The sequence below is a fragment of the Martelella alba genome, from assembly GCF_005217455.1.
Lineage (GTDB): Bacteria > Pseudomonadota > Gammaproteobacteria > Enterobacterales > Enterobacteriaceae > Acerihabitans.
On sequence record NZ_SZPQ01000023.1, the window covers coordinates 19,637 to 45,528 of the forward strand.

The 25,892-nt window shown below is 57.3% G+C and carries 24 protein-coding genes; 8 read left to right on the forward strand and 16 right to left on the reverse strand.

The window, feature by feature from the left end:
- The first annotated feature begins 42 nt into the window (after positions 1 to 42).
- On the forward strand, positions 43 to 1,959 hold the full coding sequence (locus FCN80_RS15745; RefSeq protein WP_136991126.1) for an ABC transporter ATP-binding protein: 1,917 nt from the start codon (positions 43 to 45) through the stop codon (positions 1,957 to 1,959).
- Between the two features lie 136 nt (positions 1,960 to 2,095).
- Here FCN80_RS15745 and FCN80_RS15750 read toward each other — a convergent pair whose 3' ends face one another.
- Together FCN80_RS15750 and FCN80_RS15755 are read right to left on the reverse strand one after the other, a co-directional pair.
- A complete protein-coding gene (locus tag FCN80_RS15750; RefSeq protein ID WP_136991127.1) occupies positions 2,096 to 4,327 on the reverse strand; it encodes an inverse autotransporter beta domain-containing protein in 2,232 nt (743 codons plus the stop codon).
- 257 nt (positions 4,328 to 4,584) lie between these two features.
- Entirely contained in the window at positions 4,585 to 5,187 is a 603-nt protein-coding gene (locus FCN80_RS15755) for a LysE family translocator (protein WP_136991128.1), read from the reverse strand.
- A 169-nt stretch (positions 5,188 to 5,356) separates the two neighbouring features.
- On the opposite strand from FCN80_RS15755, the gene FCN80_RS15760 reads away from it, so the two are divergent.
- Both FCN80_RS15760 and FCN80_RS15765 read left to right on the forward strand, forming a co-directional pair.
- Complete coding sequence (locus tag FCN80_RS15760; protein ID WP_373880341.1) at positions 5,357 to 5,581, forward strand: YheU family protein; 225 nt, start codon at positions 5,357 to 5,359, stop codon at positions 5,579 to 5,581.
- An 85-nt stretch (positions 5,582 to 5,666) separates the two neighbouring features.
- Positions 5,667 to 6,536, forward strand: a complete 870-nt coding sequence (locus FCN80_RS15765) for a phosphoribulokinase (protein ID WP_136991129.1) — start codon at positions 5,667 to 5,669, stop codon at positions 6,534 to 6,536.
- 48 nt (positions 6,537 to 6,584) lie between these two features.
- Here FCN80_RS15765 and FCN80_RS15770 read toward each other — a convergent pair whose 3' ends face one another.
- Positions 6,585 to 6,992: an OsmC family protein gene (locus FCN80_RS15770; RefSeq protein ID WP_136991130.1), complete on the reverse strand. Its 408-nt coding sequence runs from the start codon at positions 6,990 to 6,992 to the stop codon at positions 6,585 to 6,587.
- 312 nt (positions 6,993 to 7,304) lie between these two features.
- Here FCN80_RS15770 and crp point away from each other — a divergent pair, with 312 nt between their 5' ends.
- Entirely contained in the window at positions 7,305 to 7,937 is a 633-nt protein-coding gene (gene crp / locus FCN80_RS15775) for a cAMP-activated global transcriptional regulator CRP (RefSeq protein ID WP_034895576.1), read from the forward strand.
- A 51-nt stretch (positions 7,938 to 7,988) separates the two neighbouring features.
- Positions 7,989 to 10,073, forward strand: coding sequence for a YccS/YhfK family putative transporter (locus FCN80_RS15780; RefSeq protein WP_136991131.1), 2,085 nt, complete (start codon positions 7,989 to 7,991; stop codon positions 10,071 to 10,073).
- 23 nt (positions 10,074 to 10,096) lie between these two features.
- Here the strand turns inward: FCN80_RS15780 and argD are convergent, their stop codons facing one another.
- Positions 10,097 to 11,317 carry a bifunctional acetylornithine/succinyldiaminopimelate transaminase gene (argD, locus tag FCN80_RS15785; protein ID WP_136991132.1) on the reverse strand — a complete coding sequence of 407 codons (1,221 nt, stop codon included), beginning with the start codon at positions 11,315 to 11,317 and terminating at the stop codon, positions 10,097 to 10,099.
- A gap of 156 nt (positions 11,318 to 11,473) precedes the next feature.
- On the reverse strand, positions 11,474 to 12,052 hold the full coding sequence (locus FCN80_RS15790) for an anthranilate synthase component II (RefSeq protein ID WP_136991133.1): 579 nt from the start codon (positions 12,050 to 12,052) through the stop codon (positions 11,474 to 11,476).
- A 271-nt stretch (positions 12,053 to 12,323) separates the two neighbouring features.
- Between FCN80_RS15790 and FCN80_RS15795 the strand changes: the two genes are divergently transcribed.
- Positions 12,324 to 13,118 carry a LysR family transcriptional regulator gene (locus tag FCN80_RS15795; RefSeq protein WP_170975416.1) on the forward strand — a complete coding sequence of 265 codons (795 nt, stop codon included), beginning with the start codon at positions 12,324 to 12,326 and terminating at the stop codon, positions 13,116 to 13,118.
- Between the two features lie 74 nt (positions 13,119 to 13,192).
- Here the strand turns inward: FCN80_RS15795 and FCN80_RS15800 are convergent, their stop codons facing one another.
- The 3 genes from FCN80_RS15800 to ppiA all read right to left on the reverse strand — a co-directional run bounded on the left by FCN80_RS15800 (position 13,193) and on the right by ppiA (position 15,672).
- On the reverse strand, positions 13,193 to 13,960 hold the full coding sequence (locus tag FCN80_RS15800; RefSeq protein WP_136991135.1) for an SDR family NAD(P)-dependent oxidoreductase: 768 nt from the start codon (positions 13,958 to 13,960) through the stop codon (positions 13,193 to 13,195).
- 389 nt (positions 13,961 to 14,349) lie between these two features.
- Complete coding sequence (locus tag FCN80_RS15805) at positions 14,350 to 14,943, reverse strand: putative adenosine monophosphate-protein transferase Fic (RefSeq protein ID WP_136991136.1); 594 nt, start codon at positions 14,941 to 14,943, stop codon at positions 14,350 to 14,352.
- Between the two features lie 156 nt (positions 14,944 to 15,099).
- Complete coding sequence (ppiA, locus tag FCN80_RS15810; RefSeq protein WP_136991137.1) at positions 15,100 to 15,672, reverse strand: peptidylprolyl isomerase A; 573 nt, start codon at positions 15,670 to 15,672, stop codon at positions 15,100 to 15,102.
- A 295-nt stretch (positions 15,673 to 15,967) separates the two neighbouring features.
- On the opposite strand from ppiA, the gene tsgA reads away from it, so the two are divergent.
- The gene (tsgA, locus tag FCN80_RS15815; protein ID WP_230492708.1) at positions 15,968 to 17,149 is read left to right on the forward strand and encodes an MFS transporter TsgA; all 1,182 of its coding nucleotides are present in this window, start codon (positions 15,968 to 15,970) and stop codon (positions 17,147 to 17,149) included.
- Positions 17,150 to 17,167: 18 nt separating this feature from the next.
- Here the strand turns inward: tsgA and FCN80_RS15820 are convergent, their stop codons facing one another.
- Positions 17,168 to 17,386, reverse strand: a complete 219-nt coding sequence (locus FCN80_RS15820) for a DUF1127 domain-containing protein (protein WP_230492709.1) — start codon at positions 17,384 to 17,386, stop codon at positions 17,168 to 17,170.
- A 181-nt stretch (positions 17,387 to 17,567) separates the two neighbouring features.
- On the opposite strand from FCN80_RS15820, the gene FCN80_RS15825 reads away from it, so the two are divergent.
- Positions 17,568 to 18,992, forward strand: a complete 1,425-nt coding sequence (locus FCN80_RS15825) for an aminotransferase-like domain-containing protein (protein WP_136991139.1) — start codon at positions 17,568 to 17,570, stop codon at positions 18,990 to 18,992.
- On the opposite strand, the gene FCN80_RS15830 is transcribed toward FCN80_RS15825, so the two are convergent.
- The 7 genes from FCN80_RS15830 to aroB all read right to left on the reverse strand — a co-directional run bounded on the left by FCN80_RS15830 (position 18,982) and on the right by aroB (position 25,855).
- Positions 18,982 to 20,271: a cytosine deaminase gene (locus FCN80_RS15830; RefSeq protein WP_136991140.1), complete on the reverse strand. Its 1,290-nt coding sequence runs from the start codon at positions 20,269 to 20,271 to the stop codon at positions 18,982 to 18,984. The genes FCN80_RS15825 and FCN80_RS15830 overlap by 11 nt on opposite strands.
- 9 nt (positions 20,272 to 20,280) lie before the next feature.
- A complete protein-coding gene (gene trpS / locus FCN80_RS15835) occupies positions 20,281 to 21,285 on the reverse strand; it encodes a tryptophan--tRNA ligase (protein ID WP_136991141.1) in 1,005 nt (334 codons plus the stop codon).
- Positions 21,278 to 21,985 carry a phosphoglycolate phosphatase gene (locus FCN80_RS15840; protein WP_136991142.1) on the reverse strand — a complete coding sequence of 236 codons (708 nt, stop codon included), beginning with the start codon at positions 21,983 to 21,985 and terminating at the stop codon, positions 21,278 to 21,280. Before FCN80_RS15840 ends, trpS begins: the two co-directional genes overlap by 8 nt.
- Positions 21,978 to 22,655, reverse strand: a complete 678-nt coding sequence (rpe, locus tag FCN80_RS15845; RefSeq protein WP_136991143.1) for a ribulose-phosphate 3-epimerase — start codon at positions 22,653 to 22,655, stop codon at positions 21,978 to 21,980. The genes FCN80_RS15840 and rpe overlap by 8 nt, the downstream gene beginning before the upstream one ends.
- A 30-nt stretch (positions 22,656 to 22,685) precedes the next feature.
- Positions 22,686 to 23,519, reverse strand: a complete 834-nt coding sequence (gene dam / locus FCN80_RS15850; protein ID WP_136991144.1) for an adenine-specific DNA-methyltransferase — start codon at positions 23,517 to 23,519, stop codon at positions 22,686 to 22,688.
- A gap of 81 nt (positions 23,520 to 23,600) precedes the next feature.
- A complete protein-coding gene (locus tag FCN80_RS15855; RefSeq protein ID WP_136991145.1) occupies positions 23,601 to 24,659 on the reverse strand; it encodes an SPOR domain-containing protein in 1,059 nt (352 codons plus the stop codon).
- A 110-nt stretch (positions 24,660 to 24,769) separates the two neighbouring features.
- Positions 24,770 to 25,855, reverse strand: coding sequence for a 3-dehydroquinate synthase (aroB, locus tag FCN80_RS15860; RefSeq protein ID WP_136991146.1), 1,086 nt, complete (start codon positions 25,853 to 25,855; stop codon positions 24,770 to 24,772).
- Positions 25,856 to 25,892 lie beyond the last annotated feature (37 nt).

Here is a 25,892-nt window from a genome sequence, read left to right on the forward strand (position 1 = left end):
CCCATCAGGTCAATTTAACATATTCTCAAACTATGGCGCTTTATGATTGTTTTCACCTCATTGCAAATTCGTCGCGGTACACGGGTACTGCTGGATAATGCCGCCGCCACGATCAATCCGGGCCAAAAAGTCGGTCTGGTCGGCAAAAACGGCTGCGGCAAATCGACGCTGCTGGCGTTGTTGAAACAGGAAATCAGCGCCGACGCGGGCAGCGTCGCCTTTCCCGCCAACTGGTCCATGGCCTGGGTTAATCAGGACACTCCCGCGCTGGATCGTTCGGCCCTAGACTATGTTATCGACGGCGATCGTGAATATCGTCAGTTGGAATCCGAATTACAGGCGGCCAATGAAAAAAATGACGGCCATGCCATCGCCGTGGCCCATGGCAAACTGGATGTGGCGGACGCCTGGACCATCCGCCCCCGCGCGGCCAGCCTGCTAAGCGGTCTGGGATTTAGCCAGGAACAGTTCGACGCGCCGGTGAGCGCTTTTTCCGGCGGCTGGCGGATGCGGCTGAATCTGGCCCAGGCGCTCCTTTGCCGTTCGGATTTATTGTTACTGGACGAACCCACCAACCATTTGGATCTGGATGCGGTCATCTGGCTGGAAAAATGGCTGAAAAGTTATGCCGGCACGCTGATCCTGATTTCCCATGACCGGGACTTCCTCGATCCCATCGTCAATAAGATACTGCATATCGAACAGCAGTCATTGCACGAATATACCGGCAATTATTCATCCTTCGAGCAGCAACGGGCGGCGAAAATGGCGCAGCAGCAGGCGTTGTATCAGCACCAGCAGGAAAAAGTGGCCCATCTACAGCACTACATCGATCGTTTTCGCGCCAAGGCCACGAAATCCCGCCAAGCGCAAAGCCGCATCAAGATGCTTGAGCGTATGGAGCTGATTGCGCCGGCGCATGTTGACAATCCCTTCCATTTCCAGTTTCGCGTTCCGGAAAATCTGCCTAATCCGTTGTTGAGCATGGAAAAGGTCAGCGCCGGCTATGGCGAGCATACGGTTTTAGATTCGATCAAATTCAATCTGGTACCGGGTTCGCGCATCGGCCTGCTGGGGCGCAATGGCGCCGGCAAATCAACGTTAATTAAATTATTGGCTGGCGCTTTGATGCCGCAATCAGGCAGCGTCAGTCTCGCCAAAGGCGTCAAGCTCGGTTATTTCGCCCAGCATCAGCTTGAATTTCTCAGGGCCGACGAATCCCCGTTGCAGCATTTGAGCCGTATGGCGCCGCGGGAATATGAACAGTCGCTACGCGACTATCTCGGCGGTTTTGGTTTTCAGGGCGACAAGGTCACTGAACGAACGGAACGGTTTTCCGGCGGGGAGAAAGCCCGTTTGGTTTTGGCGCTTATCGTCTGGCAACGGCCGAATCTGCTGTTGCTCGACGAACCCACCAACCACCTGGATCTGGACATGCGCCAGGCATTGACCGAAGCCTTGATTGATTTTGACGGCGCGCTGGTGGTGGTGTCCCATGACCGGCATCTGTTGCGTTCCACCACCGATGATTTTTATCTGGTGCATGACGGCAAGGTTGAACCGTTTGCCGGCTGTTTGGAGGACTACCAGCAATGGCTGGCGAATGAACAACGCTTGGCGGCTCAAAGCAGCCTTGGGGACACCGCGCCGACGGCCAATTCCGCGCCGTCGAGAAAAGACCAGAAACGGCGTGAGGCGGAATTCCGTAATCGTACCCAGCCGTTGCGCAAAGCCATCAGCCGACATGAAAAAAATATGGAAACACTGGGGGAGGCATTAACCGAAGCTGAAACCGCTTTGGCCGATCCGGCTCTTTATGCGCCCGCGCATAAAGGAGAATTGACTGCCTGTCTGCAACGGCAGACGGATTTAAGAAGCCGTTTGGAACAGGCCGAAACCGACTGGCTTGATGCGCAAGAGCAATTGGAAGCGCTGACGCGTCAATTCGATTCAGAATGAAAAGGCGGCTCGGCCCGGTTATTTTCCCGCGTCTCGCGGCGCCGCGGCAATGCGCGCGCCAATCGAGCCGTCCGCCAGTGCCGCTGCCGGACGGCGAGTTCCCTTCGCCATACCGCATACCGTTTGACATTCGCCGTTAGCGGGTACACCAACTGGCATCGTCGCAGAACAGGATGTTATCCACCGATTTGGTGAATGTGCCGACATCAACTTTTACGGAAACCCGTTGTTCAATACCCTCCACGCCTCGCAAAGTCGCGCTGACCGAACCGTCATCGGCCGTTGTGCCTTGGGCGGGCGATATTGAAATGGTATTTTCCGTGCTGAATGAAACCGTTTGTCCTTTGATGGGGTTATCGTATTTGTCGCGTACGAAGACAGTCAGCGCGTTGCTGCCGCCGCTGGGCACCGGTTCGTTGACGAGCAATTGCGTCGTGGTGGCTCCGCTATCGGCGGGTCCGGCGATAAAGCCCATTGCATCGCTGTTTTTTTCAAAACCATCGACAAGCGCGATTACCCGCGTTTCTCCCGCCTTGGTGCTGGTTATGTCGGCGACAAGCGTTCCGTCGGCGTCGGTTTTCCCTTCCCCCGGCGTGACCTGCGCGCCGCCGGATGCGCTAAAGCTAACGGTGCGCCCGGCAATGGCATTGTTTTCCGCATCGCGGACGGTGACTTTTACCCGATGCGCGTCAACGCTATTGGCGGTTTTATCTCCCGATGTGGTTATCTCAATGCGGGTATTGGCCTGAGAGGCCGCCACATCCGTGAATTCGGCATTCACATTTCTCGTGCTGTCGCCGGTTCGAGCCGTCACCGATGTGGTACCCGCCGTCGTTTGGGTCAGGCTGGTCTCGGCCCACCCTTGTTCATCGGTCTTTGCCTCCATGCGTGACAATACCGCGCCGTTATTGGCGCTGAACGCCACATCCGCGCCAGCGATCGGGTTGCCAGCGGCATCTTGCACTTTGGCGCGGACCTGTACCGGAGTTTTACCGTCCGCCGGCGCGGGGCTGTTTTCCACCACCAAGCTGGATATGGCGACAGCCGTATTGCCCGTTTCCGCTCCCGTCACCGAGACCACCGTCGAGGCGCGATTGGATGCATTACCCTTGCCGTCATAGGCGACGGCGCGCAGAGTATACGTATCGGTACCCGCTATGCCGCTGTGCGGCGGCAGCGTAACGGCCAGGCTTTGCGTCGAACTCTGGCTAACGGCGCCGCCGGCGGCGATCAGGGCGGCGGCATCCCATTCCACCCGGTCAAGGCCGTTTTGCGCCGATACATTGGCGGTGACCATCAATGTCTCACCTCCCGCGCCGGATAGGGTTGCCGGCAACGTTAAGCGGATGGAGGCCTGTTGCTGATAGTCCAGTACGATATGGTTATTGCGCGAAACCAGATCATAGCGGCTATTGGCCAATTGCCGCGAGGCGGCGACCTTCGACGGATCGAGATGCGATCGGAAGGATTCTCCCAGTCGATAATTCAATTGGAAATTGATGGCGGAATCGTTTATGCCGCCCTTGCCGGCCCGGTGTTCCGCGCCGACGGTCAGTAACGGGATCGGCGTATAATTGATGTTCGCGGTTAGCGCGTAAGGATCCTTTTGCCGGTTATCCTTGCCGAACAACGCAACGCTGTCCCCCAGGTATTGCTCATACATCAGTTTGCCGCCCAGTTGCGGGTGAGTCGGCAGCCAGGCCTCCGCCCGCAGATCAAAGCCATTGGCGGGCCGCTCTTTATAATCGGCGAAATCCCGGGACTGGCGCCAATTGCTCAGACCGAAATAACCATTGGTGGACAGCTTGAGATAATCGGTCCAGGCTTCGGCGCCCACGCCCATACGGTGGTGATTGCCCGTCATGTCATAATCGTAAAACGTGTTGACGCCATAAAGCCAGTTGCCCCGCTGGGTGCGCACGCCGACACCGAGATTGGCGGTGTTGCGGTCATCCTTGTTTCGCACGCCCAGTTGGCTGAAAACGGTGGATGTCGGGGTATCATACAGCGGGACCAGGACATCGGCCGCGCTGTCCTTCAAGGAAAAATTTTCATCCAGATTCAGTTGTACTTGGGCGGTGCCGAACTGGCTAAGCCATTGTTCCCCCGCATTTCCGGCCGCGCCGGCGGCGGCTGAACGGGCCATTGGCGCGGCGTCGCCCCCCGTCAATGCCTGTTTGCCGGGGGCCATGCCCGCGGCTGCCTGGCCCGGCGCCGCGACGGCGGTGGGGACGAATGGCGTCAAAATCATGGCTATTTGGGCCGTCAGCAAGGCCAGGGCGGTACCACGGTGGTGGCGCCTGGATGTCCCCGCACGGGGAAAACCATCGCGATTGCGATGCGCCTTAGAATGTGTATTTCCAGACATAATGCTCGCTCTGAAAGTTAATGTTGGGCCGTCATGGGCCGGTTTTGCATAGCATTCGGATGACGTTTCTAAGAGCGGGCGGGAAGTTTCTTGGCAAAGATGAGTGGCCAGCTCTAGTGAATCGATCCAGCGCTGGCAATGGTGCAAGAAATGAAATAACAGATCCTGACCAAATAATGATTTGCTATTAATTAACTAATCATTATTTAGGCGTTTTAATTGGCTTTCAGAGAGTTAGCTGGAGGAGAAAGCGGCGTTTATCGCCAGATCAATAGCACGCAGCCCGCGGTGAGCAGGCCCATTAGTACGTTGAAGGCCACCCAGGCCCGTTGACTGCTGAGCAACCGGCCTATCAGCGTGCCGAACCCCAGCCAGATGGCGCCGGAAACGATATTCACCGTGATAATACCGATACTGATGGCGCCGACCGAGGTAATATAGGCGTTGCCGGACAGGCTGAAACTGGCTACCGCGCCCAGCGCCATCAACCAGGCCTTGGGATTGAGAAATTGCAGCAAGCCGCCTTGGTAGAAAGGCACGGGACGCGGCGGCGGCGCGTCGGCCTCCAGCGTTTCATAGGCAGCGGTGGCAATCTTCCAGGCCAGCCATAGCAGGTATAGGGAGCCGGCTATCTTGAGGATCAGATGCAGCTCGGGATATAGGGTGATAAGGCTGCCGATGCCAAAAGCCACCAGCAGCAATATGCACTGCATGCCAAGCATGATGCCCAGCATCAGCGGCATGGAGCGCCAGAAGCCGAAATTCGCGCCGGACGCGGTCAACAACATATTATTGGGACCCGGCGTGATGGCGGCCACCCAGAGAAAACCCAGCATTGAAAGGAAAAGGCTCGATTCCACGTGTAGGGCGCTCCGGTAGGAAAGGTCATAGGCAAATGCATTCAATATGCCCCTTCGTCAAGAAGGGACAAGGAACAGACGTAGAAGTTAACAGCGCGCCATAGCCAAAACAAGCCCTGGCCGGTGAAATTTGCTCAAGACATTGATTCATTGAACATCGGGACATAACATGATGATTATTCCATGGGAACAGATCGATCCTGATACGCTGTATAACCTTATTGAAGCCTTTGTCTTGCGCGAAGGAACCGATTACGGCGAGCAGGAGAAAACCCTGGCGGTTAAGGTCGCCGACGTGCGGCGTCAGTTGCAAAGCGGCGAAGCGGTGGTGGTCTGGTCGCAATTGCATGAAACCGTCAATATTTTGCCACGCGGCCGTTTCCAGCCGGACTGAAGCCGGATAGAACCGCCGGCGGCCACGGCCGTTCATGCCCGGACCAGGCTCATCGTCCGTCCACCACAAAAAGCGTAGGGTCAACATGTCAGCACAACACCCGATAATCGCCGTTACCGGTTCCAGCGGTGCGGGCACGACTACAACCAGCGTGGCTTTCCGTAAGATATTTCATCAACTGGGAATCAACGCCGCCGAGCTGGAAGGCGACAGTTTCCATTACTATACGCGCCCGGAAATGGATATGGCTATCCGCAAGGCCCGCGACCTGGGGCGCCATATCAGCTATTTCGGACCGGAGGCCAACGATTTCGGCCTGCTGGAACATACCTTTTTGCAATACGGACTGACCGGCTGCGGCAAGTCGCGCAAGTATCTGCACACCTACGATGAAGCGGTGCCGTATAACCAGGTGCCCGGCACCTTTACCCCCTGGCAGCCGCTGCCGGAACCCACCGATGTTCTGTTTTACGAAGGCCTGCACGGCGGTGTGGTCACCGAACATCATAATGTGGCCCAGCATGTGGATTTGCTGGTGGGGGTGGTGCCAATCGTCAATTTGGAATGGATTCAGAAACTGGTGCGCGACACCAGTGAACGCGGCCATTCCCGAGAGGCGGTCATGGATTCGGTGGTGCGTTCCATGGAGGATTACATCAGCTACATCACCCCGCAGTTTTCACGCACGCATATCAATTTCCAAAGAGTGCCGACCATAGATACGTCCAATCCCTTCGCCGCCAAGGCCATTCCGTCTTTGGATGAAAGTTTCGTCGTGATCCATTTCCGCGGGCTGGATCGGATCGATTATCCTTATCTGCTGGCCATGTTGCAGGGATCTTTTATCTCCAATATCAATACACTGGTGGTGCCGGGGGGGAAAATGGGGCTGGCCATGGAGCTGATTATGGGACCGCTGGTCAGCCGGTTGCTGGAAGGCAAGCGCATCGAGTAGGGTCATCCGGCGGCACAGGGCGTAAGCCGCCCGCCGCCGGCAGGGCCGTTACTCCGGCGCGCGGATTTCGAAACTGTGGGTAATGTCCACCGCCTTGCCCAGCATTAACGATACCGAACAGTATTTTTCCGCCGACAACGCCACCGCCCGTTCCACCGCTTTGTCGGAAAGGTCGTTGCCGGTGACGATAAAATGTAAATTGATATGGGTAAACAGGCGGGGCGCTTCGTCGCGGCGAACGGAAGTCAGTTTCACTTCGCACCCCCGGATAGCATGCCGCCCTTTTTGCAAAATGGAAACCACGTCGATGGCGCTGCAACCGCCGGCGGCCATCAACACCATTTCCATCGGGCTTGGCGCTTTTTCGCCCCCGTTGCCGTCCATCAAAATCCGGTGGCCGGAAGCGGATTCGCCGACAAACGTCAACCCCTCGACCCATTTAACTCGTGCCTGCATTATGATAACTCCTGAGAAAACGCTTTCCGGCACACTACAATTTTCCCGGAAAGTTGGCAATCTAACCTAACATACTTCATGCTGATGCAAGACAACAGAAGACACTGATTCAAACCTATGTTAAAAACAAGGCAGGATCGACCTCCTGATGATCTAACGGCAAGAGAGCGATCGGAACATCATTAAAACCAGACCCTAAAAGTTCCCTTACGCCGTTCCGTTTCAGACGGAATCAGAGTAATAAAAGAACGTCGTAACAGGATATCCGTTGTCCAGGCTTTGGGCAGCGATGACAAAAGAGGATAACAGCGAATGGTGCTCGGCAAACCGCAAACAGACCCGACTCTCGAATGGTTCCTGTCTCATTGCCATATTCACAAGTATCCATCCAAGAGTACGCTCATACATCAGGGCGAAAAGGCTGAAACACTCTATTACATCGTCAAAGGCGCCGTGGCGGTGCTGATCAAGGACGAAGAAGGCAAGGAGATGATCCTTTCCTATCTCAATCAGGGTGACTTTATCGGCGAATTGGGATTATTCGAGGAAGGCCAGGAGCGCAGCGCCTGGGTAAGGGCGAAGACCGCCTGCGAGGTGGCGGAGATTTCCTATAAAAAATTTCGGCAGCTTATCCAGGTCAATCCCGATATCCTGATGCGTTTGTCGGCGCAGATGGCCAGCCGCCTGCAAGTCACGTCCGAAAAGGTCGGCAACTTGGCGTTTCTCGACGTAACGGGCCGCATTGCCCAGACGTTGCTGAACCTGGCCAAGCAACCCGATGCCATGACCCACCCGGACGGGATGCAGATCAAAATCACCCGTCAGGAGATCGGGCAAATTGTCGGCTGCTCCCGCGAAACCGTGGGACGCATTTTGAAAATGCTTGAAGATCAGAACCTGATTTCCGCGCACGGCAAAACCATTGTCGTGTACGGGACCCGTTAATCGTGTGCCAATAGGCGTGGTGCCCCGTACCATGCCTTTTTCAACGGCAACATGTGGCGTCGACTGATCTACCATCCCGAAGTCAACTATGCCCTGCGGCAGACTGCCGTCCTTTGTCTGCCGGTGGCCGTTGGGCTGTTGCTCGGCGGTTTGCAAAACGGCCTGCTGTTCTCGCTGGTGCCCGCCTGCTGTAATATCGCCGGACTTGATACCCTGCATAAACGGTTTTTTAAACGCCTGGCGGTGGGCGGCGCATTGTTCGCCGTCGGCAGCATCCTCATTCAATGGCTGTTGGGAGCGCATGTGCCGCTGCCCCTGGTGATGTTTCTGTTGGCGATGCTGTTTGGCGTCACCGGCGAAATCAGTCCCTTGCATGGCCGGTTATTGCCCGCGTCGCTTATCGCCGCCATCTTTACCCTGGGCCTGACCGGCAATATGCCGTTTTGGGCGCCGCCGCTGCTTTACGTCGCCGGCACCGCTTGGTACGGCCTGTTCAGTTATGTATGGTTTCTGTTATGGAAAGAGCAGCCGATGCGGGAAACCCTCAGTCTGCTTTATCGGGAACTGGCGGATTATATTGAAGCCAAATACAGCCTGCTGACCCAGCATACCGACCCGGAAACCGCCTTGCCGCCCCTGTTCGCCCGGCAACAGCATGTGATTGATTTGATAGCGCAGGTTTATCAGCAATTACATATGCTCTCGGCCCACAATCAGTTGCAATACAAGCGATTGTTGCGCGCATTCCAGGTCGCGCTGGATCTGCAGGAGCATATCGCCGTGAGTCTGCATCAGCCGGACGAAGTGCAAAAACTGGTGGAGCAAAGTCACGCGGAGACGGTCATCCGCTATAACGCGCAGATCATCGCCGCCCGGCTGCGGACCGTGGCCGATGACATTCTTTATCATCGGCCGCCCGATCGGTTCACCATGGCCAGGGCCATTTCCGCGTTGGAAAAAATCGCCGAACGCCACCCGGACAACCCGGTCGGCCAGTTCTGCTATTATCACTTTAGCCGCATCGCCCGATTACTGCGGACGCAACGCCCGTTGTACAAGCGGGACGTCATGGCGGACAATCAGCAGCGGCTCTCGGTCTGGCAGGCCCTCGGCAGCTATTGCTCAATAACGTCCATGGCGCTGCGGAATGCCGCCCGCCTGGGCATTATGCTGGCCGTCGGCGGCAGCCTGGGATTGGCGCTCAATCTGCCGAAGCCCTATTGGATCATGATGACGGTGATGTTCGTCAGCCAAAACGGCTATAACGCCACCCGCGTGCGGATCCAGCACCGGGCATTGGGCACCGTGGCGGGATTGTTTATCGCCGCCGCGTCACTGCAGTTGCGCCTGGACGATATGACCGTGCTATTGCTGATGCTGGCAGTAACATTGGCGGCATACCTGGTTCTTAGGAAAAATTACGGCCTGGCGATGGTGGGGTTCACGGTGACCGCGGTCTACACCTTGCAGCTATTGTCAATGAACGGCGAACATTTTCTGGTGCCGCGCCTGGTGGACACGCTGATCGGTTGTATGTTGGCGCTTGGCGGTTCGCTCTGGCTGTGGCCGCAATGGCAAAGCGGCCTGCTGCGCAAAAACGCCCACCAGGCGCTGGAGCGGGATCAGGACGCCTTGCGCCTGCTGTTGCAGCCGGCGCCGGAATCAGCGGCGCTGGCCTACGCGCGGATGCGGGCCAATCAACAGCATAATGCGTTGTTTACCTCGTTAAGCCAGGCGATGCAGGAACCGGGATTTAATTCGCAGTATCTGGCCGATATGCGGCTTTGGGTCACCCACAGCCAGTTTATCGTCGAGCACATCAATGCCATGACCATACTGGCGCGGGATCATTATATGCTGCCGCCCGGCCTGGCGGAAAATTACCTCACCGCCTGCGAAGTGGCGCTGCAACGCTGCCAGCAGCGGCTGGAATATGATGGCCCCGCCAGCGACGCCCCCGCGCTGGCCACCGCGGGCGATACGCCGGAACAACCCGGCACCCTGATGGAAAGGCATTTACGGCGAATCCTGTTCCATCTGGGCGTAATGCATACCATCTCGTCGGTTGCCTGGCGGCAACGGCCGCGGCACGGCATCTGGCTGTCGCACCGCTTGCGGGAAGGCGCCGGCTCCTGAGGCATCGGCGCCGCCAATGTCTGTCAGGCGTTGACCACTTGCGCCACTGCCCGTTCAAACCGGGCCATGCCTTCGTCGATATCGGCGAAGTCCACCACCAGCGAGGGGGCGAAGCGGATCACATCCGGCCCGGCCACAAGAACCATCAAACCCTGGGCGGCGCTGGCGTACAGGAATTCCCTCGCCCGGCCGTGATAACCCGGACTCAGGGCGGCGCCGATCAAAAGTCCCATACCGCGCACTTCCTCGAAAATGCCATAGCGCTGGTTGATGGCCTCAAGCGCGGCCCGGTACCGCTGATGCCGTTCCTCGATACCGGTCAGCACCGCCGGCTGGTTAATCACGTCCAGCGCCGCCTCAGCCACCGCGCAGGCCAGAGGGTTGCCGCCATAGGTGGTGCCGTGGGTACCGACCTTCATTACCGAGGCGATTTCCTCGGTGGTCAGCATGGCGCTGATAGGGAACCCCCCGCCCAATGCCTTAGCGGTGGTCAGAATGTCCGGTTGTACGCCGTAATGCATATAGGTGAACAGTTTACCCGTCCTGCCCATGCCGCACTGGACTTCATCCATGACCAGCAGGGCCTGGTGGGTATCGCACAATTCCCGCAACCCTTGCAGAAATTCCGGCGTGGCCGGGGTAATGCCGCCTTCACCCTGAATGGGCTCCACCACTACCGCGCAGGTATGATCGTCCATAACCGCCTTGACCGCCGCCAGATCATTGAAAGGCACATGTACGATATCCGCCGGTTTTGGGCCGAAGCCGTCGGAATATTTGGGTTGCCCGCCGACCGAAACGGTGAATAGGGTTCGGCCATGGAAAGCATTGTAAAAGGCGATGATTTTGGTTTTATAGGGACTGTGACGGGTTACCGCATAGTGGCGGGCCAGTTTGAATGCCGCCTCGTTGGCCTCGCCGCCCGAATTGGCGAAAAACACCCGATCGGCAAAGGTGGCGTCGATAAGCTTACGGGCCAGGCGTAACGCCGGTTCGTTGGCAAAGATATTGGACGTATGCCAAAGCGTTTCGCCCTGGGTTTTCAGCGCATTCACCAGCGCCGGATGGCAATGGCCCAGCGCGGTGACCGCAATGCCGCCGGAGAAATCGATATATTCCTTGCCGTCCTGATCCCAGACCCGACTGCCCTGGCCTCTGACGGGAATAAATTGCGCCGGTGCATAAACCGGCAAAATGACCTGATCGAAAGTTTCCCGGGTTACAGCCTCATTATGTGTTTTCATAAGCCCTTTTCTCTATCCGCCACACTACGTTCAATGAAATATTAGTCATAAAATATGAATAAAAAATCACTGCGATGCAATCAAAAATTGACTGCCGGCCGGTAAAAATTCATTACCGCCGTCGAGCAGCCGGGCGGAAGTCTTACCGACGCCCCCCTACATGGCCAGAAAATTGGCCAGCAGCCGATGCCCCTGTTCGCTAAGAATACTCTCCGGATGAAACTGTACTCCTTCAAGGGGCAACAAACGATGACGGATTGCCATTATCTCATCGCGCTTGCCGTCCAGCAGACTCGTGGCGGACACCTCCAGGCAATCCGGCAGGCTGCCCGAGTCAACCACCAGCGAGTGATAGCGGGTCACGGTCAACGGCATGGCCAGATCAGCAAAAACGCCCCGGCCGTCATGTTCGATAGCGGACGTTTTACCGTGCATCACGGTCCTGGCCCGCGCAACCCGGCCGCCAAAAACTTGCGCAATGGCCTGGTGGCCAAGGCAAACCCCCAATATGGGGATTTTACCGGCAAAATGTGCGATGGCCGCCAAGGAGATACCGGCATTGTCCGGCGTACCGGGGCCGGGCGAAATGACCAGCCGCGCCGGTGACAGGGCCTCGATATCGCTCAATAGCAGACTGTCGTTGCGTTTCACCTCGACATGGGCGCCAAGCTCGCAGAAATATTGATATAAATTGAAGGTAAACGAGTCATAGTTGTCGATGATTAGCAGGTTCATTTATAACCTTTTTGTTTCCATGACCAGCCCCTGGCGGCGGCGTCAGAGACCGGGCAGTAAGATAATAGGCCATGAAGAGGCTAAAGCATCGCACAGGCATGACATGACGGAACAGTAGGCCCCATAGTAAGGTGAATAGGCTCTTACGTGTGAGTGTCTATTGTATGACAAGCATTATGGAAAAAACCACCGGACTGGTCGCTTTCGTTCGGACGGTCCAGAACGGTTCCTTCGCCAAGGCGAGCCGGGTTATCGGGCCAGTCCATCGGCGGTGTCCAAAAGCGTTGCCCGTCTTGAAGAACGCCTGGGCGTGCGGCTCTTGCAGCGATCGACCCGCACACTGAAGCTGACAGCGGCGGGCATGGACTATTACGAACGGGTAGCGCCCCTCTTGCAGTCCATCGAGGAGGCTGAAAATCACGTTCAGTCGGCCGATGCGCCGCAGGGACTTATCCGGGTTAGCGTGCCGGTACTGCTCGGCCGGGGATTAATAGCCCAGTGGGCGGCGAAGTTTATCGTCATGTATCCACGGGTGAAATTCGATATTGACGTTACCGACCGCAACGTCGACATCATACGCGAGGGATTCGACATTGTTTTGCGTATCGGCGTGCTGCCGGATTCGGGTTTGTATGGGCGTCTTCTGGGAAATACGGACCACGTCCTGGCCGCATCGCCTCAATACCTGGCGCGTCGGGGCATCCCCCGGACCATCGATGACCTGCGCCATCATGACTGCCTGCGCTTTCTGACCGGGGGGCGGCCCTTTCCTTACGCATTTGCCGACGGCACATCGGTGATTCCCGACGGCCCCCTCGACACCGGCGACGGCGCCACCCTTCGCCAGGCGGCTATCGAAGGCGCGGGTATCATACAGATTCCCCGATTCGCAATCGCAAGCGACATTGAGGACGGTACGCTTATCCAAATTCTGACGGCGTTCCCCATGCTGGTATCGCCGATCCATGCCCTGCACCCCTTCGGCCGTCAATTGCCCGTCCGGGCCAGACTGTTTGTGGATTTTCTCATGGAACAGTTTCGCGGGAAAGCCGGTTTGGGGCGGTAACCGTCCGGCGGTGCCCACCCCTTGTTTGCGCCCTTCCCCCCCGGCCAGGCCGTCAGGGGATAAGGGCGACTTGCCTAGGCGTTCCAGCCGCCATCGACGGTGAGGTTTTCGCCATTGGTGTATGACGCATCCGGATGAGCCAAATAGGCGACCGCGGCGGCGATTTCCCTCACTTTACCGAAACGGCCGACACTGGTGAGCTTGACCATCGCGTCATATTCCGGTGTACCCGGGTTCGGACTGAGTTCGGTATCAATTGGACCGGGTTGTATGCCATTGACCGTGATGCCAAGCGGCCCAAGCTCACGGGAAAGCCCTTTGGTAAAGCCGGACAGGGCGAATTTGGTGGCGATGTAAAGTGTGACGCCGGGCAACGGCGCGGCTTCGCCAAAAGCTGAACTGATATTGATGATACGACCCCAGCCGGTTTTCGCCATGCGCTTACCCGCATCCTTGGCCAAGGCGATAGGGGCGCGGACATTCAAATTGAAGTGGTTATCATAACTCTGGTCCGAAGACGCCAGAAACGGGCCGTACTCCACCGTGCCGGCGTTATTCACCAAAATATCGAGGCGGCCGTTGAATTTGCCGCCAAATGCCTGGTCGATGGCCGCAGTCAGGGTGCTGATGCCTTCAAGGGTGCCAAGATCGGCGCCCACGGTTTCGGCTTCGCCGCCGGCGGCGCGAATTTCAGCGGCCACGTCTTCAGCGCGGGCCCGGCCCGCGGCATAGGTGACAATAACCGACGCGCCGTCTGCCGCCAGGCGGGCCGCCACCGCGGCGCCGATGCCGCGGGAAGCGCCGGTTATCAGGGCGAGTTTATCTTTAAGAGGCTGGGTCATACTGGAATCCTTTAGGTTGAACGCCGTGAGAACGCCCCCGGCGCGCGTTGGTATTATTCGCCATACGTCAAGCCGGCTCTTTGTTGGCTGCGCCCGCTCGCCCGGTCACAGAGCGGGCTGTGCGCCTGGGACCATAAGAGACAGGCGGTCTCTTTCCAAAGACCCGCCATGGGCGGCTTGCATGGGTTGCCGACGAATCTGTCGCATGCTTGCCGCCGCGATGCGGCTCGACATATTTGGCGTCGATATTGATATCGGATTCATTATTGGCCGTTGCCCCGCATACCGGTAGCGCCATTCAGTTCGCGTCTTTCGTGACGGAAATTCTTGAATAGCCGGAGCAAGATAAGGTGATACGCCTGACGGGACAACAATCGGGCGGCGCCGGATCATACCGGCCCGTCCGGCTCATTGACCACCCTGGCGAACAATGTGGTCAGCGGCGCCAACGCGCCTACCGCGCCCGCCCGTAAGGCCGCCTGCCATTCGTCGCGCTGAATCGGCCGCCAACGCGGATCGTAACCGGCGTGGATCATCAACTGCTCGAAAAATACCCGTTGCGCCAGTCCATTGCCGGCAAAAAACGGATGCAACATATTGATTTCCGTATAATAGTGGGCAAGCCGGGAGATGATTTCCCCTTTTGGCAGGCCGCGCAAATAGTTTTCGCTTTCCAATTGCTGCATCACGGCGCTCCCTTCCTTTTCAAGATAATCGAAATGGCAAAAACACATGTCCCCCCGGACAATATCCACCGTGCGCAATTGGCCGGCCCCGTCATGGATACCTAAAAACAGATGACGGTGAATAACGCACAGCCGGGGCAATCCCATCGCGGGAGGCCCCAGTTCCAGCGTACCCGCCCGTTGCGCCGCCGATTCCCGTGCAGAGGGAAAATCATCCAACCGCAGGCTTTCGGTGAAATTTTCGCTGCGCCGCAGTTGATATAACCGCGCTTTTTGTTTTTCAGTGAGCTTTTTCATGGCGTTCTCCCCAAGGTTTACCCCGGCCAGACAGCCTAAAGTATAATCAGCCGTGGCGGATTCGCCCGATGCGGCAGGAACGAGAAGGTTGGACAGCGGCGCGTAGCGCGAAGAAAGAGAGGCCGTCATAGCCTCTCAAGGGGAACGAGTCCGTTATCAAGGCAGCACTTTGGCAGACAGTATGATAATGGGTTTGACCGGGACATTTTGATAGGGGCCGATGTTTTTGGTCGGCACCTGGGAGATTTTGTCGGCGACATCCATACCTTTGATCACCTTGCCGAACACCGCATAGCCGAAATCGCGTTGCCCGTGATCGAGAAAAGCATTGTCGGCCACGTTAATGAAGAACTGGCTGGTGGCGCTGTCTTTATCGGAGGTGCGCGCCATGGCGACGGTACCCCGCAAATTGCGCAACCCGTTATCCGCCTCATTCTTGATGGGGTCGCGGGTCGGTTTTTGCTGCAAGTCTTTGTCGAACCCGCCGCCTTGAATCATGAAACCCGGGATCACGCGGTGAAACGTCGTGTTATTATAAAAACCGCTGTTCACGTATTCGACGAAATTGCTTACCGTCACTGGCGCTTTTTGTTTATCCAGCGCCAGCTCGATTTTGCCCGCGGTCGTGGTAAGCAATACATGGATGTCTTGGGACGCGGCCAGAGCGGGGGAGGATGAGGCGGCAAGGCAGAAAAAGAGAGCGGCAGTCGCCAGTTTTTGTTTCAGCATGAAAGGTTCCTTCGATAGACATGGGCAACAGGAAGCGCTTAGATTCTAAATAGCCGCCCCGCCTAACGCTACCCATTTACTTTTTTTTACGTAACTGGCCTCAGAAGCGCCCGGCGCGCCGGGTGTTTTCCAGACGTAAACCGAAAACCGGACGATTTTATAAAAATCGCTGAAAAATTTCGATAACACGAAACCCGATGCCGCCGGCCAGGTATGACATGGTAGCATAGCCGCCATTGCGTCAAGGGCATACCAGTATTCGCCCGTTGCTTCAGATTGTCTCTGGCATAGGTTGATGATGAATAATAGCAATCGATTGAGGCTGACATGGCTTAGCTTCTTATCTTACGGATTGACGGGAGCGCTTGTCATCGTGACCGGCGTGCTATTGAGCGATATTGCCGACTATTTTGCTATTCCCGTCCCGGGCATGAGTTTCACTTTTACTTTTTTGAACACCGGCATCCTGATCGCCATATTCATCAATGCCTGGCTTATCTCCGTGATTCCGCTGAAACGCCAATTGACGGCCGGTTTTTTTCTCATGGCGCTGGCGGTGCTGGGGTTGATTTTCGCCAGGGACCTGCGGCTGTTTTCGGCATCAATGTTCATCCTGGGACTGGTCAGCGGGATCACCATGTCCATCGGCACCTACCTGATAACCCAGCTTTATGACGGAAGACGGCGGGGTTCCCGCCTGTTGTTTACCGATTCCTTTTTCAGTATGGGCGGCATCCTGTTTCCCATGCTGGCGGGCACTCTCCTGGCGCGGCATATTGACTGGTATTGGGTTTACGCTTGTATCGGCGGCGTCTATCTGCTGATTTTCCTTCTGGCGCTGTGTTCCGATTTTCCGCCGGTCGCCGAGAAAAAATCACGCCAGTCACCGTCTGATGAAAAATGGGGTATCGGCGTGTTGCTCATGGCTATCGCCGCTTTGTGCTATATCCTCGGTCAGTTGGGGTTCATTTCCTGGATGCCGAAATACGCCGCCTTGCGATTTGATATGAACGCCCTTGAGACGGGCGTGCTGGTAAGCCGGTTCTGGTTCGCCTATATGGCGGGTATGTGGGTTTTCAGCGCTCTGCTGCGTTTCGTGGATTTACAACGCACGGTCACCTTGCTGGCGGCGTTGTCCACTGCCGCCATGTATCTGTTCATCAATGCCGACCGCCCGGAATTGCTCCGCTATTATCTGCTTTGCCTGGGTTTTGTATCCAGCGCCATTTACACCACCCTGATTACCCTGGGCTCCCAGCAGACGCGAACCAACTCGCCTAAGCTCATCAATTTCATCCTGACCTGCGGCACAGTCGGCACCATGCTGACGTTCGTGGTTACCGGACCCATTGTGGCGACCTATGGCGAGAAAGCCGCATTATTCACTGCCAATACGCTTTATATGGCGGTGTTTGTTCTCTGTCTGCTACTGGGATTCGTTTCCAAACACCGTCTGTATGGTCATGACACGCAGTGAGCCCGCGCCGGACGCATATTAATCAATGTTGCGTCCGAGGCGGATATCTTCCCGGTTCAGGCCGATATCCCGTAACTGGTCATCGTTTAATTGCAGGAGGATGGCCCGGTTGATTCGGCGGCGGCGCCACGCCTCAAGCCGGCGGAATACGCCGCTCAAAGCCGGAATAGACAGGCGCAGGCCGGGTAGCGTGAATACCGGCGTGGTCGGGTAGGCTCTGGTGATGGCTTTCATCATACTTCCTCCTTGTTAAGATAACGCGCCTATGATGCTATACCGTCCATGAACCGTACAGATTCAGAAAAAATATTTTTTTGACATACAATACGGCTTTTTTCGTTCTGTCATGGTTTAATTTCAGTGGATCTGTACTGTAACTGCGACCCTTAACAGGATCTGTATTGGGAGCAAGAGCATCATGACGCGCTATGACCATCTGGCCGAAATTATCGGCGATCGTATCAAACAAGGTCTTTATACCAGCGGGGAGCGATTGCCCTCGGTGCGCGCCCTCAGCCTGGAGCATGAAGTGAGCATCAGCACCGTGCAACAGGCTTACCGGGTATTGGAGGAACGCCAGCTTATCGAGGCGCGGCCGAAATCCGGCTATTTCGTTAGCCAGCGGCATGAGCTGGCCGCGCTGCCGGCCATGAGCAGGCCGGCGCAGCGGCCGGTGGAAATCTCCCAATGGGATTTGGTGCTGAAATTACTGCGGGCGGATCCCGCCGACGGGATGGTGCATTTGGGGATCGGCATGCCGGATATCGGCTCGCCGACCCTGAAACCGCTGATGAAAGCCCTGAGCCGCATCGCCCTGCAACCGGACCTGCGCGGCATGTCCTATGGCGATATTTGCGGCGCGCCGGCCTTACGCGAGCAGATCGCCCGTCTGTTGGTGGACAGCGGCAACCATTTGTCCTGGGAGGACATCATGGTTACCTCCGGGTGTCATGAAGCGCTGTCCATCGCCATCCACGCCGTCTGCCAGCCTGGCGACATCGTGGCGGTGGATTCACCGAGTTTCCACGGCGTCACCCAGACGTTAAAAGCCTTTGGCATCAAGGCGCTGGAGATCCCCACCGACCCGGTCACCGGCATCAGCCTGGAAGCGCTGGCGCTGGCGCTGGAACAATGGCCGATCAAGGCCATTCAGGTGACGCCCAACTGCAACAATCCCTTGGGATACATCATGCCGGACAGCCATAAGCAGGCATTGTTGACCCTGGCGCAGCGCTACGATACGCCCATTATCGAAGACGATGTCTACGGCGATCTGGCCTACCGCTATCCACGGCCGATAACCATCAAATCCCTGGACGAGGATGGCCGGGTATTGTTGTGCAGCTCGTTTTCCAAGACATTGGCGCCGGGCCTGCGCATCGGTTGGATAGCGCCCGGCCGCTATATGGAGCAGGCGTTGCACAAAAAATACATCAGTACCGGCGCCACAGCGCTACAGCCGCAATTGGCGGTGGCGGATTTCGTGCGCCAGGGGGGATACCAGAAGCATTTGCGCCGGATGCGGGCGCATTACCAGCGAAACTGCGACATCATGACCGCCTGGGTCAAAAGCCACTTTCCCCCGGAAACCCGGGTGAGCCGTCCGCAGGGCAGCTTTCTGCTCTGGATCGAATTGCCCGAGCGCTTCGACTCGCTGCGGCTTAACCGCCAGCTTGATCTGTTGGGCGTCCAAATCGCGGTCGGACCGATTTTTTCCGCTTCCGGAAAATACCGCCACTGTATGCGCTTGAGTTATGCGCTTAAGCTGACGCCCCGGATCGAACAGGCGGTGAAGACTATTGGCGATGCGGTTAAACAGCAACTGGACGAAATCACTCCCTGAAACTTACGGTTTCGGGCGAGTCGCCAAGATGAAGCATCGTCTGCGCCGGTCGGGTCTCGGCGATAACCCGCCCGCCACGAATGACATAGCGCGGCGCAACCTGGCGCCGCACGGCGTCAAAGCCGTTTTGCGCCGGCAAAATGACCAGGTTGGCGCTGTGCCCGCGTTCGATGCCGTAATCGGTAAGCTGCAAAGCCTGGGCGCTATTGCGGGTGACCAGCTCCAAGCCCCGGTCGATTTGTTCGTACCCCATCATCTGACAGACATGCAGCCCCATATGCAACACCTGTAGCATATTGCCGGTACCCAGCGGATACCAGGGGTCAAACACATCGTCATGGCCGAAACAGACATTGACGCCCGCCGCCAGCAATTCTTTCACCCGGGTGATTCCGCGCCGTTTGGGATAATCGTCGAAACGCCCCTGTAAATGAATATTGACCAGCGGATTGGCGACAAAATGGATGCCGGATATCTTCAGCAAACGAAACAACCGGGCGGTATAGGCGCCGTTGTAGGAATGCATGGCGGTGGTATGACTGGCGGTGACCCTCGGCCCGATACCGTGACGGTGCGCCAGCGCCGCCACGGTTTCGACGAAGCGCGATTGTTCATCATCAATCTCGTCGCAATGCACATCCACCAGCCGATCGTATTTCAACGCGAGCGAAAATGCCTTGTGCAGGGATTCCACGCCGTATTCCCGAGTGAATTCGAAATGGGGAATGGCGCCCACCGCGTCGGCGCCCAGGCGCAGCGCCTCTTCCAACAATTCTTCGCCGCGCGGATAAGACAGAATGCCTTCCTGGGGGAAGGCCACCAATTGCAGGTCCAGCCAGGGCGCCGCCTCCCGTTTTACTTCGAGCATGGCTTTCAGCGCGGTCAGGCCGGCGTCGGACACATCCACATGACTGCGGACATACTGAACGCCGTTGGCAAGCTGCCATTTGAGCGTTTGCCAGGCGCGCCGCTTGACATCCTCGTGGGTGAGCGACGCTTTGCGTTGCGCCCAGCGCTCGATGCCTTCAAATAGGGTGCCGGATTGATTCCAACTGGGCTGTCCCGCGGTCTGGGTGGTGTCCAGATGGATATGCGGCTCGACAAACGGCGGTATGGCCAGCCCGCCATCGCCGTCGAGAATATCGTCGGCCTCCCCGGCCGTGGCCGTACCGGCGGGCGCGATGTCCCGGAACCGGCCCTGGTCGATGTCTATCCGCCACAAGCCCTCGCGCTGCGGCAGATGGACATTGATGATTCTACGCAATGGAAGTGACGGCATGGACGCACCTCATTTGGCAATAATGAACCCCACGGCCTCGTAAACCCGATCCAGGGTGGCCCGCGCTCTGGTCCGGGCTTTGTCGGCGCCTTCTTGCATAATGCGCTCAAGCAGCGCTTCATCGGCGCGAAAATGATGATAGCGCTGCTGTAATTCTACCAGCATGCCGGAAACCGCTTCCGCCACGGCGCCTTTCAAATGCCCATACATCTTCCCGGCGAACGCTTGTTCCAGCTCGGTTACCGGACGGCCCGTCACGCCGGACAGGATATCCAACAAGTTGGAAACCCCCGGTTTATTTACGACGTCATAACGCACCACGGGCGGCTCATCGGAATCGGTCATGGCGCGTTTGAGTTTCTTGACCACCGATTTCGGATCTTCCAACAGCGTGATCACATTACTGCGATTTTCGTCCGATTTGGACATTTTTTTCGTCGGTTCCAGCAGCGACATCACTCTGGCGCCGGATTTGGGGATAAACGGCTCCGGCACGGTAAAAATATCGCCGTACAGGGTATTGAACCGCTGGGCGATGTCCCGGCTCAGTTCCAGATGCTGTTTCTGATCCTCGCCCACTGGCACCTGATGCGTCTGGTACAGCAGAATATCCGCCGCCATCAGCACCGGATAGCCGAACAACCCGGCATTGACGTTTTCGGCATAGCGCGCCGATTTATCCTTGAACTGCGTCATGCGGCTCAGTTCGCCGAAATAGGTATAGCAGTTAAGCAGCCAACCCAGTTGGGTATGTTCCGGCACATGGGACTGGACAAAAATAGTGCTTTTCTGCGGATCGATGCCGCAGGCAAGATAAAGGGCCAGCACATCCAGCGTGGCCTTCCTCAGATGCTGCGGATCCTGGCGCACGGTGATGGCGTGCAGATCGACGATACAATAAATACAATCGTAATCGTCCTGCATGTTAACCCACTGACGCAGCGCACCCATATAGTTGCCTATGGTCAATTCGCCCGACGGCTGCGCGCCGCTGAAGACTATGGGTTTACTCATTGTTGGTTTCCTGATTCTCTGAAAGTGACAACCCGAGAAGGGGCAATAAATCGGCAAAATGATCCAGCACGTAATCCGGATGGCAACTGATGATCGGTTCGCCGTAGTTGTAGCCGTAGGTCATACCGACGCTGCGGCAACCCGCCGCGCTGGCCGCAAGGATATCATTGCGCGAATCGCCCACGAACAGCAGTTCGTCCGTGTAAAGGCCAAGCTTGCCCAACACCAGATACAACGGCGCGGGATGGGGTTTTTTCACCGCCACGTCATCTCCGCCGATGATCAGCGAAAAAAACGTGTCTATGCCCAGCGATGCCAGCAACGGCGCCACAAAGGGGGTGGGTTTATTGGTCACCACGGCCATGGGTAATCCGTGCTCCGCCAGCCGCGCCAGAGTGTCCCGGACGTGCGGGAACAAGCGGCTGCCCTGCTCCACCGTGCCGGCGTAAAATCGGTCAAACAACTGGCGCGTTTCGCGGCATAACGCCGCGTCAGGCGTGGCGCCGGCCCAGCTCAGCGCACGTTCCACCAGTTTATCGGCGCCGTTGCCCACCCAGGCGGCGACCCTGGCCTGACCCGCCATTGGCAAGCCCTGCGCCCGCAAAGCCTGATCGACGGCGCTGGCCAGCCCAGGCGCGGTATCGGTCAATGTGCCGTCCAAATCGAAGGCCAGCCCGCGGATTTTCGTCAAATCAGCCATGGCGGACCCCGCTCAGCTCACGGCGCATCGCCGCAATGACCTCGCCATAATCCGGCTGGCCGAAAATGGCGGAACCCGAGACGAACATATCCGCGCCCGCCTCCGCCACCGCCCGGATGTTTTCGACCTTAACGCCGCCGTCCACCTCCAGCCGGATATCCCGGCCGCTTTGGTCGATAAGCCGCCGGGCGCGGCGCAACTTGTCCAGGGTGCCGGGGATGAAGGATTGTCCGCCGAAGCCGGGATTCACCGACATCAGCAAAATAATATCCAGCTCGTCCATGACATATTCCAGCCAGTCGAGCGAGGTGGCTGGATTGATCACCAACCCGGCCTTGCAGCCATGATCTTTGATGAGTTGCAGCGATCGGTGAACGTGTTCGGACGCCTCAGGGTGGAACGTGATGAAACTGGCCCCGGCGGCGGCGAAATCCGGGATGATTCCATCGACCGGCTTAACCATGAGATGCACATCGATGGGGGCGGTAACACCGAAGTCGCGCAGCGCTTTTAATACCATCGGCCCCATGGTGAGATTGGGCACATAATGATTGTCCATCACGTCGAAATGCACGACGTCGGCCCCCGCCGCCAAAACGCGGGCCGTGTCCTCGCCCAACCGGGCAAAGTCCGCCGAGAGGATGGATGGGGCGATCAAAAACTGTTTCATCCGCTTCTCCAATCAGTTGAGGTGGGCCGCCTAGGTCACGTTGCTACCGGTGTAATGATACAGCGCCAGCAATTCGTTCACCTTGGTACGGCCCAATATGTTCCGGCTGATGGTGCGTCGACCTTTCACCACATGGAGAATGGCGTCGCAATACCACTCACGGGTCAATAGGGTATCGTGGTTGGATATCAATACCGGTACCCGGCCTTTGACGGCCAGTTGTCTGGCCAATCGCGCCAGATTCTGCTGTTCGACATTACTGAAACTACTGGTATGGTATGCCGTAAAGTTGGCCGTGGGCGATAACGGTACGTAGGGCGGATCGCAATATACCACCGATCCGGACTGGGCTTTCGTCAACGTCTGCTGGTAATGCTCGCAGACGAAAACGGCATCCTGGGACTTCTCCGCAAACCAGTTCAATTCGGTCTCAGGAAAGTACGGTTTCTTGTAACGTCCAAACGGCACGTTGAACTCACCGCTCAGATTATAACGGCACAGGCCGTTGTAACAATGCCGATTCAAGTAAAGAAACAACAACGCCCGCCGATAATTATCAGCGGAGAGATTGAATTCTTCGCGTAGGGAATAGTAGGTTTGCGGCGTATTGGACTCCGCAAAAAACAGCAGGCGGGCATCGCTGATAAATTCATCGGTCCGTACCTTGACGATGTTGTACAGATTGATGAGATCGCTGTTGATATCAGCAAGGATATATTTCTCATAATCCGTATTCAAAAACACCGAACCCGCACCAACGAAAGGTTCGATAAGGCAATCGCCCGCCGGTAAATAACGGCGAATATCTTCTATCAGCGGATATTTACCGCCAGCCCATTTTAAAAACGCGCGGTTCTTCTTCATGCCGTCGTTCGATACTCACACATTCTTCAGAGCCGCGGATTGTACTCTGTTTATGGCAGCACATCAGCGCTAATTCAGGAACTATTTATTCTGATCCTGTTTAACCTGGCCTATCTCTCTGGCCCAGGGCTTGTTTGCCCGGACATCGGCCGGCAGTTGCGCCACGGCGCTTCTGGCCTGGGCCGGGCTCGAATAGATGCCGCTGACCAGCACAAACCAGGGTTTTCCGGAACGGCGCGTCTCATATACCCAATAAGGGTCCAGATGCTGCTTGCGGGCATAGGCGTTAAGCGTTGCCGACTGGGAGGCGCTGCTAAGCTGCAGCGTGTAAAAGTTTGATGGCGCGGACTGGATGGAGCCGGTGGCCGAACGCGGCGCATGCTGCTCAGCATATGCGCCGGCGCGCGGGGCGACGGCGTGCGCCTCCGCCGACGATGTTCTGGCCGGCGGCGCGGCGACAGGTTCCGCCCGGTGAGTGGTCGGCCTGCGGGATTCTACCGGCGCCTTCGTCTCGCTGTTTCTGCGCGTGGGCGCTTTGGCGGACGGCGCGACAGTGGCCGGCGCGGTCGGCAAAGTCGATGAGGCCCCTTCATTATTCATTTGCTCTGTCATGCCATTGACGCGATCGCCTTGTTGCGATAGCGCATCAGCGATATTGCCCGGCAAGTCAATACGATGTTGCGGCGAATTGCCGTTGACCGGCGGCGCCACAGTGGGCTCGGCGGCCACTTGGGGCGCGTTAAGAACCTGGGGCTGCTGATTGGCGCCGTTTACCCCATTAGCCGTCCCGTTGGCAACGGCACCGCCATTAACGGTACCGTTGGCGACGCCGGGCGTCGCTTGCTCCTGACCGGCCGTCTGGCCCGGCGCCGAAGAACCGGCGGCGGGCAATGAGGACGAACCGGAAAGATCAATATTTTTTTCAACCGGATTTTGCCGACCTGAATCGGACTGGCTCGGCGATTTCAACGCCGAACCGACACCGATAACCACCAACAGCAATACCAAAATACCGACACCGATCATCATGTGCTGTCTGGACATGGCGATTTTGGGAACCGAGGGGCCTTTCCGTTGACGTGAGGGGCGGCGGTCACTGCTATCGGGTCTCAGTTCTTCTTCCGAATTGAACTCATCCATCTACTGCTCTCCGACTGAGAGATAATCCCAGCGCCAAAGGCCCTGGGAAGGATTAAAGCGACTGAACCTGTTACTGTTCGCCGGCCCGTTCCGGGACGGCGAAAGACGTCTTACTTCAAACAATCATTAATCGACGCTAATACCATATCATCCGGCACGCCGGCGCGCACCTCCGATTGACCGAGCGCCGTGGGCAGCACCAGCCGCAGCCGGCCGGCAACGACTTTCTTGTCGCGCAGCATATGCGGCAGATAGTCCTCAGCGGCCATCTCCGCGGGTCCGTTGACCGGCAGGCCAGCGCGCGCCAGCAGGGCTTTGACGCGCTTCACATCAGCGTCGCTGAACTGTTCAAGCCGACGAGCGGTATGGGCGGCCATCATCATACCGGCCGCCACGGCCTCGCCGTGAAGCCATTTACCGTACCCCAGATGGGTTTCGATGGCGTGGCCGTAGGTATGGCCCAGATTCAGCAAGGCTCGCTGGCCGCTCTCCCGCTCGTCGGCGGCGACCACTTCCGCTTTCAGCTCGCAGCAACGGCGGATGCAATAGGCTAACGCCGCGGGTTCCAGAGCCAGTAGATCCTCAAGATGGGTCTCCAGCCAGACGAAAAATTCCCTGTCGAGGATAATGCCGTATTTGATGACTTCCGCCAGACCGGAGGAAAACTCCCGCCGAGGCAATGTCTTTAGACAGTCAAGATCGACAATCACCGATACCGGCTGGTAGAAGGCGCCGATCATGTTTTTGCCGAGGGGATGGTTCACCGCGGTTTTGCCGCCCACCGACGAATCGACCTGGGAGAGCAGCGTGGTGGGCACTTGAATAAAACGGACGCCGCGCTGGTAGCTGGCCGCGGCGAACCCCGCCATATCGCCGATTACCCCGCCCCCCAGCGCGATAATGGTGGTGTCGCGGCCGTGGGGTTTACTGAGCAGCGCGGTGAAAACCCCCTCCAGCACGGACAGGGTTTTATATTCTTCGCCGTCGGGCAAAATCGTCTGATCGACGATAACGCCCGCGCGTTCGAGAACCGCGCGGACCGGAGGAAGGTACAGCGGCGCCAGCGTATCGTTGGTTACCACCATGACCTGATCGCCGCCCTTGAGCGGCAGGAAAGACGACGGATCGTTAAACAACCCGGGCGCAATGGTAATGGGGTAGCTGCGCTCCCCCAATGTAACGTAAATCCTCTCCATGGCTGCTCAATACCCTGTTCGGCATTTCGTTGTATGC

Excerpts from the sequence above, each read along its gene's own strand:
- FCN80_RS15820 (WP_230492709.1), bottom strand. The coding sequence starts at position 17,386 with ATGATGAAAGCCATCACCAGAGCCTACCCGACCACGCCGGTATTCACG.
- crp (WP_034895576.1), top strand. The coding sequence starts at position 7,305 with ATGGTGCTCGGCAAACCGCAAACAGACCCGACTCTCGAATGGTTCCTG.
- FCN80_RS15855 (WP_136991145.1), bottom strand. The coding sequence starts at position 24,659 with ATGGATGAGTTCAATTCGGAAGAAGAACTGAGACCCGATAGCAGTGAC.
- FCN80_RS15770 (WP_136991130.1), bottom strand. The coding sequence starts at position 6,992 with ATGCAGGCACGAGTTAAATGGGTCGAGGGGTTGACGTTTGTCGGCGAA.
- FCN80_RS15765 (WP_136991129.1), top strand. The coding sequence starts at position 5,667 with ATGTCAGCACAACACCCGATAATCGCCGTTACCGGTTCCAGCGGTGCG.
- trpS (WP_136991141.1), bottom strand. The coding sequence starts at position 21,285 with ATGAGTAAACCCATAGTCTTCAGCGGCGCGCAGCCGTCGGGCGAATTG.
- FCN80_RS15790 (WP_136991133.1), bottom strand. The coding sequence starts at position 12,052 with ATGAACCTGCTAATCATCGACAACTATGACTCGTTTACCTTCAATTTA.
- FCN80_RS15780 (WP_136991131.1), top strand. The coding sequence starts at position 7,989 with ATGTGGCGTCGACTGATCTACCATCCCGAAGTCAACTATGCCCTGCGG.
- FCN80_RS15805 (WP_136991136.1), bottom strand. The coding sequence starts at position 14,943 with ATGAAAAAGCTCACTGAAAAACAAAAAGCGCGGTTATATCAACTGCGG.
- FCN80_RS15750 (WP_136991127.1), bottom strand. The coding sequence starts at position 4,327 with ATGTCTGGAAATACACATTCTAAGGCGCATCGCAATCGCGATGGTTTT.
- FCN80_RS15745 (WP_136991126.1), top strand. The coding sequence starts at position 43 with ATGATTGTTTTCACCTCATTGCAAATTCGTCGCGGTACACGGGTACTG.
- FCN80_RS15800 (WP_136991135.1), bottom strand. The coding sequence starts at position 13,960 with ATGACCCAGCCTCTTAAAGATAAACTCGCCCTGATAACCGGCGCTTCC.
- ppiA (WP_136991137.1), bottom strand. The coding sequence starts at position 15,672 with ATGCTGAAACAAAAACTGGCGACTGCCGCTCTCTTTTTCTGCCTTGCC.
- FCN80_RS15830 (WP_136991140.1), bottom strand. The coding sequence starts at position 20,271 with ATGCCGTCACTTCCATTGCGTAGAATCATCAATGTCCATCTGCCGCAG.
- FCN80_RS15825 (WP_136991139.1), top strand. The coding sequence starts at position 17,568 with ATGACGCGCTATGACCATCTGGCCGAAATTATCGGCGATCGTATCAAA.
- FCN80_RS15760 (WP_373880341.1), top strand. The coding sequence starts at position 5,357 with ATGATGATTATTCCATGGGAACAGATCGATCCTGATACGCTGTATAAC.
- argD (WP_136991132.1), bottom strand. The coding sequence starts at position 11,317 with ATGAAAACACATAATGAGGCTGTAACCCGGGAAACTTTCGATCAGGTC.
- rpe (WP_136991143.1), bottom strand. The coding sequence starts at position 22,655 with ATGAAACAGTTTTTGATCGCCCCATCCATCCTCTCGGCGGACTTTGCC.
- dam (WP_136991144.1), bottom strand. The coding sequence starts at position 23,519 with ATGAAGAAGAACCGCGCGTTTTTAAAATGGGCTGGCGGTAAATATCCG.
- aroB (WP_136991146.1), bottom strand. The coding sequence starts at position 25,855 with ATGGAGAGGATTTACGTTACATTGGGGGAGCGCAGCTACCCCATTACC.
- tsgA (WP_230492708.1), top strand. The coding sequence starts at position 15,968 with ATGATGAATAATAGCAATCGATTGAGGCTGACATGGCTTAGCTTCTTA.
- FCN80_RS15840 (WP_136991142.1), bottom strand. The coding sequence starts at position 21,985 with ATGGCTGATTTGACGAAAATCCGCGGGCTGGCCTTCGATTTGGACGGC.